This is a genomic window from Exiguobacterium sp. s131 (genome assembly GCF_018617345.1).
Taxonomy (GTDB): Bacteria; Bacillota; Bacilli; order Exiguobacteriales; family Exiguobacteriaceae; genus Exiguobacterium; species Exiguobacterium profundum.
Map to the genome: position 1 here is coordinate 1093029 of NZ_JACSJX010000001.1, position 13201 is coordinate 1106229.

13 protein-coding genes are annotated in these 13201 nt (G+C 47.9%); 10 read left to right on the forward strand and 3 right to left on the reverse strand.

The features are described 5' to 3' along the window. The first annotated feature begins 19 nt into the window (after positions 1-19). The 6 genes from KNO69_RS05690 (at position 20) to KNO69_RS05715 (ending at position 4335) form a co-directional block, all read left to right on the forward strand. Positions 20-436 (forward strand): acyl-CoA thioesterase, encoded by a 417-nt coding sequence (locus KNO69_RS05690; RefSeq protein WP_012726439.1) that lies wholly within the window; start codon positions 20-22, stop codon positions 434-436. Positions 437-514: 78 nt separating this feature from the next. After that, a complete protein-coding gene (locus KNO69_RS05695; protein ID WP_214816606.1) occupies positions 515-1375 on the forward strand; it encodes a M15 family metallopeptidase in 861 nt (286 codons plus the stop codon). 11 nt (positions 1376-1386) lie between these two features. Further along, on the forward strand, positions 1387-2007 hold the full coding sequence (gene plsY, locus KNO69_RS05700) for a glycerol-3-phosphate 1-O-acyltransferase PlsY (protein WP_214816609.1): 621 nt from the start codon (positions 1387-1389) through the stop codon (positions 2005-2007). A 173-nt stretch (positions 2008-2180) separates the two neighbouring features. Then, positions 2181-2951 (forward strand): DeoR/GlpR family DNA-binding transcription regulator, encoded by a 771-nt coding sequence (locus KNO69_RS05705; protein ID WP_012726436.1) that lies wholly within the window; start codon positions 2181-2183, stop codon positions 2949-2951. Between the two features lie 13 nt (positions 2952-2964). Continuing rightward, complete coding sequence (locus tag KNO69_RS05710; RefSeq protein WP_214816612.1) at positions 2965-3618, forward strand: copper homeostasis protein CutC; 654 nt, start codon at positions 2965-2967, stop codon at positions 3616-3618. A 72-nt stretch (positions 3619-3690) separates the two neighbouring features. Beyond that, entirely contained in the window at positions 3691-4335 is a 645-nt protein-coding gene (locus KNO69_RS05715; protein ID WP_214816615.1) for a DUF975 family protein, read from the forward strand. 14 nt (positions 4336-4349) lie between these two features. On the opposite strand, the gene KNO69_RS05720 is transcribed toward KNO69_RS05715, so the two are convergent. From KNO69_RS05720 to KNO69_RS05730, 3 genes are read right to left on the reverse strand one after another with little or no spacing between them, the layout of a single operon-like run. Beyond that, positions 4350-4583: a DUF2188 domain-containing protein gene (locus tag KNO69_RS05720; RefSeq protein ID WP_012726433.1), complete on the reverse strand. Its 234-nt coding sequence runs from the start codon at positions 4581-4583 to the stop codon at positions 4350-4352. 45 nt (positions 4584-4628) lie between these two features. Further along, a complete protein-coding gene (locus tag KNO69_RS05725; protein WP_214816618.1) occupies positions 4629-5501 on the reverse strand; it encodes an NAD(P)-dependent oxidoreductase in 873 nt (290 codons plus the stop codon). Further along, positions 5498-7228: an ABC transporter ATP-binding protein gene (locus KNO69_RS05730; protein ID WP_214816621.1), complete on the reverse strand. Its 1731-nt coding sequence runs from the start codon at positions 7226-7228 to the stop codon at positions 5498-5500. The genes KNO69_RS05725 and KNO69_RS05730 overlap by 4 nt, the downstream gene beginning before the upstream one ends. 106 nt (positions 7229-7334) lie before the next feature. On the opposite strand from KNO69_RS05730, the gene KNO69_RS05735 reads away from it, so the two are divergent. From KNO69_RS05735 to KNO69_RS05750, 4 genes are read left to right on the forward strand one after another with little or no spacing between them, the layout of a single operon-like run. Further along, complete coding sequence (locus KNO69_RS05735; protein ID WP_214816624.1) at positions 7335-8438, forward strand: exonuclease SbcCD subunit D; 1104 nt, start codon at positions 7335-7337, stop codon at positions 8436-8438. Continuing rightward, complete coding sequence (locus KNO69_RS05740; RefSeq protein ID WP_214816626.1) at positions 8438-11446, forward strand: AAA family ATPase; 3009 nt, start codon at positions 8438-8440, stop codon at positions 11444-11446. Before KNO69_RS05735 ends, KNO69_RS05740 begins: the two co-directional genes overlap by 1 nt. After that, entirely contained in the window at positions 11446-12234 is a 789-nt protein-coding gene (locus KNO69_RS05745) for an AAC(3) family N-acetyltransferase (protein ID WP_214816628.1), read from the forward strand. The genes KNO69_RS05740 and KNO69_RS05745 overlap by 1 nt, the downstream gene beginning before the upstream one ends. Before the next feature lie 28 nt (positions 12235-12262). Next, on the forward strand, positions 12263-13150 hold the full coding sequence (locus tag KNO69_RS05750) for an alpha/beta hydrolase (RefSeq protein ID WP_214816630.1): 888 nt from the start codon (positions 12263-12265) through the stop codon (positions 13148-13150). Positions 13151-13201 lie beyond the last annotated feature (51 nt).

Below are 13201 nucleotides of genomic sequence, written 5' to 3' on the forward strand. Positions count from 1 at the left end.
AGGAAAGAAGGATGATTCAATGCACACGGTTCAAATCCCAGTAAGGTATCAAGAGACGGACATGATGGGCATCGTCTATCATGCCAACTATTTAGTTTATTTAGAGATTGCGCGCACGGAATTGTTACGACAACTAGGTGTCGAGTATAAAGATATGGAAGAAGCGGGATTTGTCTCTCCTGTGACAAATGTATCCATGGACTATAAGCGTAGCGTGACGTATGGTGATACGGTTCATGTTCGTGTATGGGTCGATCAATATTCAAAAATCAGAACGATTTACGGCTATGAGTTGACGAATCAACATGGAGAACTTGTTGGCACAGCCACTACAACGCATGTCGTCGTCAAACGAGGCGACTTCAAACCTATTCGACTTGATCGAGAGTTCCCGAAATGGCATGAAATGTATTTGAACGTCATGAACCCTGTTTAAGAATCTTCTGTCTTCGTACCGTCAGTGTGGTATCATATCTTGACGGTACTTTTTGTTATCTAGAAAGGGGAAGATCGCATGCGTTATCCATCGATTTTGATGGTTTGCGGCGCCTTGACGTTCATGTTAGCCGGTTGTACGACAAACGAGCAAGTTGAACCGAAAGAACCAACAACACAGTCATCAACAGTAGATGAACCAGAGACAGAACCAAATGAACCGACATCGGATGGTGAAGATGAGACAGTCACCGAGTCACTTTCTGAGGAGGAGACGTCGGACGAGACTGAACAGTCGACCGAACCAGTAGAGGAAGAGCCTATGATACCTAGTCAACCGATTGAAACAGATGGTGTGGCCAATTTGGAATTAGATGAATTGATTCTTGTAAACAAGCAAATTGCATTGCCTGCCGACTATCAGCCGAGTGATTTGGTAGAGGCGAACATTGATTTTGTCGACTCGACAGTCGGTGAACGTCGAATGTTACGTAAAGAAGCTGCTCAAGCGATTGAAGGTCTAATGAAAGGTGCAAAAGCAGCAGGAATTGATTTGAAAGGGACGAGTGCGTTCCGTTCATACGCCTATCAAGTCAATCTCTTCAATGCTTATGTCGAACGAGATGGCAAAGAGCAAGCCATGAAATATTCCGCACCACCAGGTCATTCTGAACATCAAACAGGACTTGCGATTGACGTATCGAGCGCCTCGGTCAACTATCAACTGACTCAAAGTCTCGGTGAAACGGTTGAAGGAAAATGGCTGGCAGATCATGCTCACGAGTATGGATTTATCATCCGTTACCAAAAAGCCTTTGAGGAAGAAACCGGATATATGTACGAACCATGGCATTTACGTTATATCGGTATGGAGCATGCGAAACAGGTACATGCATTGAATCAGCCATATGATCGCTATATTGCGGAATTTATGAAATAAGGGGAATTGCGATGCCATATGTGACAGAAATCATGATTATTATTTTAAGTTATTTACTTGGTGCCATTCCGTTTGCCCTCATCATCGGCAAGCTCGGCTATCGCGTAGACGTTCGAGAACATGGGAGCGGCAATCTAGGGACGACGAACACGTTTCGCGTATTAGGTAAGAAGGCAGGAATCCTTGTTTTGCTCGGTGACATGGGGAAAGGTCTTGTCGCTGCATTGCTGCCTCTACTATTCGGAAGCGAGATGAGCCTGCTTCTTGCCGGAATTCCGGCAGTGATTGGACACTCTTATCCTGTCTTTGCGAAATTCAAAGGTGGAAAATCGGTTGCGACGAGCGGTGGTGTTTTGTTGGCAGCCTTCCCATGGTTCTTCTTTGTCGTCGTCGGTACATTCATCGTGACGCTCCTCACCTCGCGCATGGTATCCCTCTCCTCGATGGCTGCCGCCGTGGTAGGGCTTGTGACAGCAACGACTTATAGCATCGTGACGAATGATTGGTTACCCCTGATCGTCATCGTGCCACTCGCATTGTTCATTATTATTAAGCATCGTACCAATTGGCAACGTATACGTGCTGGGAAAGAACCAAAAGTTCCGCTGTTTCAACACAAGCCGAAATCATGACGCATGCAGGTACGTCCATTTAGGGCGTGCCTTTTTTGTGTATTGTCGTTGATTTACACAAAAAAGAAACAAAAACATGTTGGATTTGCTCGTTCTTTACTTTCAATTTACGTTAAATTTACATGCGTTCGTTACACTAGAAAAGGAAAGATTATTGTGGAGGAGGCAGGGACGTGTCTTTAATCGGTGAAGAGCGTAAACAGAAAATTGTAGAATGGATCGAACGAGAAGGCAAAGTAAAGACGAGTGAGTTGATCGAGCGCTTGAACGTATCGGGGGAGTCGATTCGACGTTATTTAGAAGAATTAGAAAAAGAACATCGAATCAAACGTGTATACGGGGGAGCGGTCCTTCATCAGAGCATGTCCTTTCAGCCCATCGTGATTGCGAACATGGATGGAATTCGTCGGATCGCCTATACCGCATTTCAGTTGATTCCAGATGATACATTATTATATATCGGACACGGGGTTGCGGCAGAGCAAGTGGCATCCCGGTTGCGTGGTCGTAATGTGACGGTCGTGACGCCATCGTTGACGGTGGCGAAGGCGTTGTTTGAACAGCGGGCAAAAGGTGTGCTCGGTGGCGAAATTCAGCTATTAGGTGGTACAATCGACCCGAAACATCTCGTGACGACAGGTGAGCAGGTCCTGGCGCAACTACAGACATACATGTTCGACCTTGCCATTTTGTCCGTCGAAGGGGTCGACGCATCACTAGGTTTAACATGTGACGCTTTCGGCCTCGCCAGTATCACCCAGTCGGTGATGTCACAAAGTCGCGAGACGTTCTTACTGACGGACCATACCCAACTAAATCAACAAAAACGGTATCGCGTCTGTGATTTTTCGAAGGTGACGGCGATTATCTCTGATTTTCCGGAGCCTCAAGATTTCAAAGGCGTCTTAGCCGAACATGGTGTGGACTGGAAGTTCGCACCGTGAAGGGAGCGATTTAATGAATGTAGAAGTGATTGTCACTACACTGACGGAAGCGATTCAGGCTGAGCAATTCGGTGCGAAACGACTCGAACTGATTGCGGATATGGAAAACGGGGGCATCACACCAAGTTTTGGAACGATTCGAAACGTGGTCGAACATGTATCGATTCCAGTGCATGTGATGATCCGCCCCCATACACATTCGTTCCATTACAATGAGGATGATGTCGAAACCATGCTTGCGGATATCGGTCTATGCCGTGAGCTCGGTGTCGATGGGATCGTATTCGGTGCCTTGACACAGGACGGTGCGATTGACGAGCGGATCTTAGGTGAAGTGATCAAACACAAAGGGGAAATGACGCTCACGTACCACCGTGCTTTCGATGCATCTCGTGATCTCTTTGAAGCGATGGATGTGTTGAATGAATATCCGGAAGTAGATATTCTCCTTACTTCAGGCGGTGCCAAAACTGTACTAGAAGGAATCGAAACCTTGATAGCCTTGAAGGAACAGGCCGAGATGACAATTTTGGCTGGTGCAGGGATCACGGTGGAAACGTTACCGATTTTTCAAGAACGTCTTGACGTAGCGATGGTACACATAGGAAATGGCGTACGAACGAATGGACAGCTCGATGAAGTGAAGTTCAAACAACTTCTTGGATGAGCCAATGCGGAAAACAGTCGGAAGACTGTTTTTTTGCTATAATGAGAGAAAACATTAAATGTAGGTGAATTCATGCAATCTTCCGTTTACAAACAATATGCGCTACGCATGCTATCAGGGAAGTGGGGCATTTCATTACTCGTCGTCTTAACTGTCATGGTCATTCAAGCGATGATCACGACCCGACTTGATCTCTCGGCGAACGACCCCGAAGTTCTTTTGACATCGGTGGCGCTTCTTTACGGGGCGACGGTTCTGCTCGCCCCCATCGAGCTCGGGAAAAATTGGGTGTTTCTCCAGGTGGCGAAAGATGAAAAGCCAACGTTCGGATTGTTGATTGAATCGTTCGGTTCACTGAAAGACTATTCACGTGCCGTGGTCTATTATGCGGTATTCTATTTAGGTCTAAACGTTCTGATGCTTTTGCTAATTGTACCTGGTGTCTGGTTCTATTTGACGTATCGCATCGCGCCATTTATCATGCGAGATGAGCCGGACCTATCTGCATTCCAGGCGATGCGAATAAGCCGCCAAATGATGAAAGGGCACAAACAGACGATGTTAAAGCTCTATGCGAGTTTTATCGGATGGTATGCGCTCGTCCTTCTTACTGGAGGCTTAGCTTATATCTTTGTCACACCGTATCTTCAAACGGCGATTTCTGGACTCTATTTAGAGTTAAATGCCTCCTATCAAGCAAAACAACCGGTCGGATAACCCGACCGGTTGTTTTATGTTCCGTGCTGATCTGACTTTTTAGGATTTGGGGCGTCTTCAAAATCTTGTTTTTCCTCTTCCGACGCATCAGCATGCCACTTTTTTGCTTGCTCGGTGGCAATGGGAATCGCTTTCGTCTCAGAGTAGCCTTGCGCGAGTAATGCGTTCGCGATATCAATGGCTTTCTTTTTTACAAGTGGATCGAAGTTTTTCAGTGATTCTGGATAGTCTTTCATATTCCATGGCACGAAAATCGCCTCCTTCACTCCTACTAATTCCACAAACATCGGGTTTCAAACGTCTTGATGAAGATAATACTCGATCAGTGCTTGCGTGCCATTCTCTCCGTATCCATTCTTTTCAAGAATTGAATAGAGGCGATGTGCGAGCTCGAGACCTGGTAATGTCACTTGTAGCTCGTGTGCGCTCTCGATAGCGAGTGTCATGTCTTTGATAAAGTGTTTGATGAAGAAGCCAGGTGCATAATCTTCGACAATCATGCGTGGAACCAAGTTTTCAAGCGTCCAGCTACCTGCTGCCCCACCACGAATCGTACGAACGAGTGCTTCTGGGTCAATTCCAGCTCGTTTACTGAACGCTAACATTTCGGCATTCCCCATCATGATGCCGGCAATGGCGATTTGATTGGCAAGTTTCGCATATTGACCGCTCCCTGCGTATCCCATTCGTTCTATCGATTGTCCCATCGCTTCAAATAAAGGCTTCGCTTTATTGAAGGCGAATTCACCCCCACCGACTAAAATCGACAGCGTTCCATTTTTGGCTCCGACATCGCCTCCCGTGACCGGAGCGTCAAGTGGGAGGAGACTCCGCTCAATGGCAGTCTCGGCAATTCGTTCAGCCAGTTTCGGTGAGGACGTCGTCATGTCGATCAATAATGTACCTGGTTCTGCCGAATCAAGAATGTTCCCTTCGCCAAAATAGATGGATTCGACATCGGACGGATAGCCGACAATCGTGATGATGGCATCGGCGTCTCGGCAAACGTCCTGTACCGCATCACACCATGTCACACCTTCCTCTAACAATGCGGCTGCCTTCTCTTTCGTCCGTGTGTATGCTTGCACTTCAAATCCGTGTTTCATCAAGTTACGTACCATCGATTGGCCCATGACCCCGAGCCCGATAAATCCGATTGTTTTCATGTGGCTTGTCCCCCTAATAATTGTTGTGAAACGAGTCGCTGATATAGTGCGTTCTCTGTTAAAAGTTGCTCGTGTTTCCCGATTCCGCTGATTTGTCCGTCTTCTAAGACGACAATCTGGTCGGCATGTCTGACAGTCGAGAGTCGGTGGGCAATCACAAGCGTCGTTCGTCCGACCATCAGGCGGTCTAACGCTTCTTGGACCACACGTTCTGATTCGGAATCTAGACTTGATGTTGCCTCGTCGAGCAATAGAATCTGTGGATTTCGTAACAACGCACGCGCGATAGCAAGTCGTTGTCGCTGCCCACCAGACAAACGGATACCTCGCTCACCAATCTCAGTATCGAGCTGTTCTGGCATCGTTTCAATGAACGACCATGCGTTGGCCATCTCACAGGCTTCTTTGATTTCATCATCGCTCGCTTCATGTCGAAGTCCGTACACAATGTTTGTCCGTACAGATCCCGAAAGGACGGGTGAATCTTGAGCGACATACCCGATGATTTGACGCCATGTGTCACGCCCGTATGTTTGAATCTCTCGATTTCCATATCGAATCGTCCCTGCCGTCGGTAAATAGAACTGTTCGACAAGTGAGAAAAGTGTCGTTTTCCCGGCACCACTTCGTCCGACGATGGCGGTTGTCGCCCCTGGTGAAACTTGAAGTGTCAATCCTTGGATGACGGGTTCAGTGCCATAATGGAAAGCAACGTCTTCGAATGAGAGTGCCGTCTGATGAATCGTTTCTTCATGTGTGCTGTATGGTTCGGGACTGACTTCGAGCAATTCAGCAATCCGTTCCGTAGCTCCACGCGCCTTTTGAAGTCTCGTCAAGAATTCACTCATCGTGATGAGGGGCGTGATGATTTGGAAGAGATAGAGCATGAAGGCGAGTAGTTCGCCCGTGGATAAAGCTCCGGTCGAGACGCGATATGCGCCGAACCCGAGGATGGCAATCAACATCCCGGTCAAGGTCACATTGAGAAGGGGAATAAGGATCGCTTGAATTCGTCCTTCTTTCACCCCGTAATCGAACAGTGTCTCGATTTTTGCTTTGCCGGTTTTCACTTCCATCTGTTCCGTCGCTTGTGATTTGACGAGGCGGATTTCACCGAGCAGTTCGGCGAAGAAGCCGGAAAGATTTCCGAGTTCTTGTTGTGTCTCTTTTGCGATGATACGTAGCTTTCTTCCGAGCGGTATAACAATGATGAGTGTGGTCGGAACAGAGAACAAGATGACGAGTGTCATTTGCCAATCGAGTGTGAACAAGATGGCGACGGCGCCGATGACCGAGACGAGAGAGGTCAACAACCTGACACTTTGTTCGGACAATAACTGTTGAAGCGTCGTCGTATCGTTGTTCAACCGAGACACCAGTTCCCCCGATTTGATGCCGTCATAGAAAGGAATCGGCAGTTTGACGAGATGGTCCCACAAGGTAGTGCGTAAATTGGCGACGACCCGTTGCCCGACAATATGTAACCAATAAATCGAAACGGCACTCGTGATGACCTGAATCAAAAATGCGATGACGAAATAGATGATCCATTCTGGTGTCAATAAGTCGCTGCTCCACCGGTCGACCACACGTTGCAAAATGAGCGGAATGGCCAGTGAGGCGACGGCTTGAAGGAGCGAGATCAGAATGGCTCCGACAAATAGATTTTTCGGAGGATTCGCGATTTTGAATAATTGAAAAAAAGTTTGCCATGTTGATGATTTCATTTTGAAGTCCTCCTCTCTTCTTACTTTCGCTGTTTCAAAAACGGGTGTCAAGACGTCGAATCATACGAATGACTCATGCTAGAATAGGAAAGAGAGGTGATACGTGATGAAATGGATTCACACGGCCGATTGGCATCTAGGTAAGATCGTCCATGGTCGACATATGACAGAAGATCAACGGAATATCTTATTCCATTCTTTTTTACAAATCGTAGATGAGGAACGACCCGATGCGGTCATCATCGCAGGGGATTTATATGACCGAGCCGTCCCTCCCGTCGAGGCGGTCGATTTACTCGATGAGATGTGGCGAGAGCTCGTCTTGAACCGTAGAATCCCGGTCGTTGCCATCGCCGGAAACCATGATTCGGCAGAACGTCTCGAATATAGTTCGAAGTTATTGAGACAAGTAGGACTTCACATCGTCGGGAAGCTAGACCCGACATCTGGTCCCCTTGATGTAGCAGGAGTCCCATTTTATCCGATTCCATTCCTTGAGCCGGCTCGTGTACGGCATATCCTCGGTATCGACTCGATTCGAACGCATCATGATGCACTGGAGGCGGTCATTGAAGCTTTCGGTATGATCGAAAAAAATGCCGTGACGATTGGCCACAGTTTTGTAGCAGGAGGACTGGAGACGGATTCAGAACGTCAACTATCTGTTGGCACGGCTGGACAGGTCGCCAAAGGGTTATATGAGCCTTTTTCGTATACGGCATTAGGTCATCTACATAATCGTGATGCGATTCAATCAGAGAGAATTGCATATAGTGGGTCGCTTATGAAATATTCGTTTTCCGAGGTCAATCATGAAAAATCCGTCGATATTCTGGAATGGGACGGTCAATGGAAACGACGACGTCGCGCCTTGACACCAGAGCGAGATATGCGACAACTCACGGGAACATTGAACGAACTCCTTGCCCCAACTTTTTATCAGCAACAACAGACAGATGACTACCTTAAAATTGTATTGACCGATGATACGGCGCTCCATGATCCGATGGCGAAACTCCGGACTGTCTATCCGAATATCCTTCATCTTGAACTGGAACTGTTACGTCGTCAGGAACAGACGTCCACGTTTGAACGCGAAACGCTCGAAAGACAGTCCGTAGAAGAGGTATATCTTCAATTTTTTGAGGCTGTTCATGATCGCACTGCACCAGATGCCGTGAAGCAAATGATAGAAGAAGGTGATGTCTAATGAGACCGGTTGAATTGATGATTCAAGCATTTGGACCGTATGCAGAGCGTGAAACGATTGACTTCACCCAGTTGGTTGGTCGCTCGATGTTTGTCGTCAGCGGTCGGACGGGCGCCGGGAAGACGACCATTTTTGATGCGATGACGTTCGCCCTTTATGGCCGGGCGAGTGGGTCGCTTCGAAATGCTAGTGACTTCAGAAGCCAGTATGCACAACCCGAGTTGAAGACGGAAGTAGATTTTTCGTTCACGATTCGAGGTGACCGCTATCGGATTGTAAGACAGCCGCAACAACCTCATCCGAAAAATAAGACGCCAATTCCCCACGAGGCCATCCTCTATGAATGGGAGGACGGTTGGAAGCCGCTGGCGACGAAGGTGAACGAGGTACAAGAACGAATCGAATCGATTTTACAATTATCGTATGAACAGTTCAGTCAAATCTTGTTGCTCCCTCAAAACCAATTTAGACAATTACTCGACTCGAACTCGAATGAAAAACAACAAATCCTCCAATCCATTTTCAAAACTGAGGCATATCGTACGTTTCAGGAGAAGTGGGGTGAACGCTATAGCGCGTATCGAAAACAAGTGGAATGGGCGGTCGAGCGGACGCGACTCAAGTTATTAGAGCTCGAAGATGAAGCAATCGAAGAGGTGTCGACCCAGTCAATCGACGAGATTCAACGTTGGCTCGATGAGCGTGAAGAACATCTGATTGCAACGTGTGAAACGGCCTTAGCCCAGAAACAAACGTATGCGACAGCACTGGAAGAGGCAAGAGAAGCGCTTGAGAAAGCAAAATCACTCGTCACGCTGTTCAAGGAGCGAGAAGAAACCGATCGAGCACTTGCAATCTTTTTAAACGGTGAATCGATTCGAAATGAGACACGTGAACTGCTAACAAATTTAGAGGTGGCGGCAAACATTCGTCCAGTCTTTGAACGGTTACAGGAATTAGAGCAACTCGTGCGTCGGTTGACGATGGAAGAACAGACCTCCTCGACAAAATTAGAGCACTTGCAATCCTCTCAAGCAAAGTTAATGGAGCAACAATCAACGATTGAAACGGACAAAGAAGAAGTCATCTCTCGTAAAGAGCGACTTCGGATCGTCGATGAGATGATGCCAAGAATCAAGGAGCGCGCCACACTCGTGACCCTTCGTGACCGATTGATGAATCGTGCAAAAGAATTGGCCACGTTTTCAAAAGAAGTTCGGTTACAAGAACTTCAAGAAAAAGAACGACAATTGGTTGAGAGCGTAAAGTCTGAACCTAGCGAACGAGCAGTCGATGCCGAACGTCATGTCGACCGATTGGTGCATCTGGCCTCTCTTGAAACAAAAGCGAGTGAGTTATCAAAACAACTCGATGAATGTGAACGAACGGGCAAAGACGTTCAACGACAGTACGTGACCCAACAGGAAGTGGTCGCCACGTTTACACAGCAAGAACAATTAATACTAGCGAAACAACTGAGCGAGACGCTTGTAGACGGTGAGCCATGCCCGGTATGCGGTTCTCGTCATCATGATATCCCACAACACGAAGAAACCGTTACGAACATCGCGGAGCGGGATGCGGCCGTGGCACGTCTTGATGATTTGTCCACACGCTTAATCGAAGCGAGGGCGGACTATCGTTCGCTTCATCAACAACATGAAGCAGTCCGACAAGAACTAGAGCAAGCTTTCAAAGACATTCAATTCAATGGCGATGTCACAGAAGAACTCAATAAGTGGCGAACACGTGCAGGGCTATTGCAACGGGAAGAACGAATGCGTCAAGAGAATGAACGGACACTTCGCCAACTGTCAGCAGAAATCCGACAGTTAGAGCAAGAGCGACGTCAACAGTTCGAAGAGCGTGAGCGTGTCGTATCCGAACTTGAGGCGACGCAACAAAGTCTCCACGCACTCGGCCAAAGTGAAGAAACGACATTCGATGCGTTACAGCGCGAGCGAGCCGACCTTGAGCAACGCATCGCGATGTTGATGAAACAAGTCGAGACGTACGACCACGAGTTTGAGACGATGAAAAAAGCACTTTGGAAAGAGGAAGAACGACTGTCATTGATCCGTGAACAGTTGTCTGAAGCATCGAAGCAGTATGATGCCCAGCAGACCATTTGGGTCAATCAGCTTGAAGCATCACATCTGACGCGTGAACGCTATGAATCATACGCCAATCAAATCGACAAGCGGACAATGATTCGTGAACAGTTGCAACGTGAGGAGGAAGAAGGTGTTCGACTCCGACACCATAAACAGATGATTGAAGAAAAACTGAAGAATCAGGAGCGACCAGACCTGCATGAGATGGAGATGAAAGTGAAGGAAGTGGCTGAATGCAGTGAGCAGGCGTCGAAACAGCTAATCACAGCCCAAGATACCTTGTCTCGACATAGACACGTCATCTCGGAATGGAATACCCTTCGCGAACAGACGGCGCAAGAAGAGCGGAAATTAGAGACAATCAAATTGATTGCGGATACGGGGAAGGGAATCAACCCACAGAAAATGACGTTTGAGACATATGTTCAAACCGCCTTTTTTGATCAGATCCTTCATGCGGCCAACATTCATTTGGATCAGATGACGAGCGGTCAGTTCCGGCTTGAGCGGAAAGTCGAGACGGCGAAAGGGAATGCCAAATCTGGTCTTGAGCTTCTCGTCTTTGATGCCTATACCGGACAATCGCGTCGTGTACAAAATTTATCTGGCGGTGAAGGGTTTAAGGCGTCGTTGTCACTCGCTCTTGGACTTGCGGAGGTGGTCCAACAGCTGAGTGGAGGCATCAGTCTTGAAACGATGCTCATCGATGAAGGATTCGGTACGCTCGATGCCGAATCTCTAGACCAGGCGATTGAATTATTGATGTCTTTACAGGCGACCGGTCGGCTCGTCGGCGTCATCAGTCATGTCCAAGAATTGAAAGACCGTGTCGATGCACGGATTGAAGTGAAAAAATCTAGAAGCGGGTCGTCGATCCAGCTGATTGTGGAGTGATGGTTGTGAAAAAGATGGTGACGAAGTCGAGTCTCATCGAAAAGTTAAAAGAAGCCGGCGTTCGCTCGGGAGAGGCGTTGTTTGTCCATTCGTCGCTCTCAAAACTCGGTTGGGTATGTGGAGGGGCGCAGACCGTCATTGAAGCGATTCAGGAAGTGGTCGGTCCATCTGGGTTGATTATGATGGCGACCCAGACCGGAGACAATTCAGACCCAGCTGAATGGGAAGCGCCACCTGTCCCCGTGGAATGGTGGCAGACGATTCGCGCGGAGATGCCTCCGTACGAAGCTGATAAAACAGCGACACGAGGCATGGGACGTGTGCCGGAACTGTTCCGAAGCTATCCGCACGTATATCGTAGTTCCCATCCGATGTGGTCCGTTGCCGCCTGGGGCGATGGGGCTGAAGCCATCGTGTCCGGTCATACCATCGATGTCGGGTTCGGTCCAGGTTCACCTATCGAGCGAATGATTGAGCGAAACGCACGAATCCTTCACCTTGGGTCTCCACTCGATGCGACGACACTCTGGCATTATGCCGAGTACGGAATTGATGGCCCGACAAAATCATTCGGTTGTGCCGTTATAGAACGAGGGGAGCGAAAGTGGCGTACATTTGAACATGTCGATGTGAACAGCGATCCGTTTGGCGCAATCGGCGAGAACATCGTCAAACAAAAGGATGTGCGAACATTTTCTATCAATGAAGCGACATGTTATCTCATTCCGTCTAGCACATGGGAACCAGTCCAACATGCGCTCATCGCGCTTCGTAGCTGGTTGAGATAGAGTAAATAGAATCGAGGGGAAGTTACGGATGAATCGTTGGATGAAACTATTGAGTATTGCGGTACTCATCATTTTACTCGTTGCCGGTTTGGCTATCGGAGGAATCTCGGCTCATATTGGGGACCAGTTGACGTCACCGGAGCGGGAAACATTGACATACACCCCGAAATCACTTGGTTTGAAGTACGAGAATGTGACAATCGAATCGGAGGAAGGATATGACTTATACGGATGGTGGATTCCTCATCCTACGCCGCGTGCGACCATCGTCTTTGCCCACGGATATGGGAAGAACCGTGAACAGGAAGATTTACCGTTGAAAGAGTTGATTCCAGAATTTCATGAACAAGGATACCAATTTTTAACGTTCGATTTTCGCGGTTCAGGGATATCAGAGGGTGACCGAGTCACGGTCGGCGCTAAAGAACAATCCGATTTAAAAGCGGCCATCCAATATGCGAAAGGTCGTTCAGAAGGACCGGTTGTCTTGTATGGGATTTCAATGGGAGCGGCGACAGCACTCTCTACAGCAGATGATGTCGAAGTTGCTGCAGTCATCGCTGACAGTCCGTTTAGTGATTTACGAAATTATCTCGAGACAAATCTTCCGGTATGGAGTGACTTGCCGGACGTTCCGTTCACGCCCGTCATCATGACTGTGACCCCTTGGTTCACCGGTCTCGATGCCGATGTCGTATCTCCTATTCAGGATATCAAGTTGATTGAGGCTCCTATCTTATTGATCCACAGTAAAGGCGATGATGCGATTCCTGTTTCTGAAAGTGAAAAATTGGCTGAAGCACAAGAACGCGTCGAACTTTGGGTGACTGATAACGAAGGTCATGTCGGATCGTACCAGTCATTCCAGAATGAATATCGTCAACAAATATTCGAGTTTCTAGAACGGTCATTGTAAGCAAAGGGGCGCATTCGACGCCCCTTTTTGATATGATTGCAGACGAGACCA

What these genes read in the sequence shown, in the direction of transcription:
- KNO69_RS05690 (WP_012726439.1), top strand. Translation starts at nt 20, where the DNA reads ATGCACACGGTTCAAATCCCAGTAAGGTATCAAGAGACGGACATGATG.
- KNO69_RS05695 (WP_214816606.1), top strand. Translation starts at nt 515, where the DNA reads ATGCGTTATCCATCGATTTTGATGGTTTGCGGCGCCTTGACGTTCATG.
- plsY (WP_214816609.1), top strand. Translation starts at nt 1,387, where the DNA reads ATGCCATATGTGACAGAAATCATGATTATTATTTTAAGTTATTTACTT.
- KNO69_RS05710 (WP_214816612.1), top strand. Translation starts at nt 2,965, where the DNA reads ATGAATGTAGAAGTGATTGTCACTACACTGACGGAAGCGATTCAGGCT.
- KNO69_RS05715 (WP_214816615.1), top strand. Translation starts at nt 3,691, where the DNA reads ATGCAATCTTCCGTTTACAAACAATATGCGCTACGCATGCTATCAGGG.
- KNO69_RS05725 (WP_214816618.1), bottom strand. Translation starts at nt 5,501, where the DNA reads ATGAAAACAATCGGATTTATCGGGCTCGGGGTCATGGGCCAATCGATG.
- KNO69_RS05730 (WP_214816621.1), bottom strand. Translation starts at nt 7,228, where the DNA reads ATGAAATCATCAACATGGCAAACTTTTTTTCAATTATTCAAAATCGCG.
- KNO69_RS05735 (WP_214816624.1), top strand. Translation starts at nt 7,335, where the DNA reads ATGAAATGGATTCACACGGCCGATTGGCATCTAGGTAAGATCGTCCAT.
- KNO69_RS05740 (WP_214816626.1), top strand. Translation starts at nt 8,438, where the DNA reads ATGAGACCGGTTGAATTGATGATTCAAGCATTTGGACCGTATGCAGAG.
- KNO69_RS05745 (WP_214816628.1), top strand. Translation starts at nt 11,446, where the DNA reads ATGGTTGTGAAAAAGATGGTGACGAAGTCGAGTCTCATCGAAAAGTTA.
- KNO69_RS05750 (WP_214816630.1), top strand. Translation starts at nt 12,263, where the DNA reads ATGAATCGTTGGATGAAACTATTGAGTATTGCGGTACTCATCATTTTA.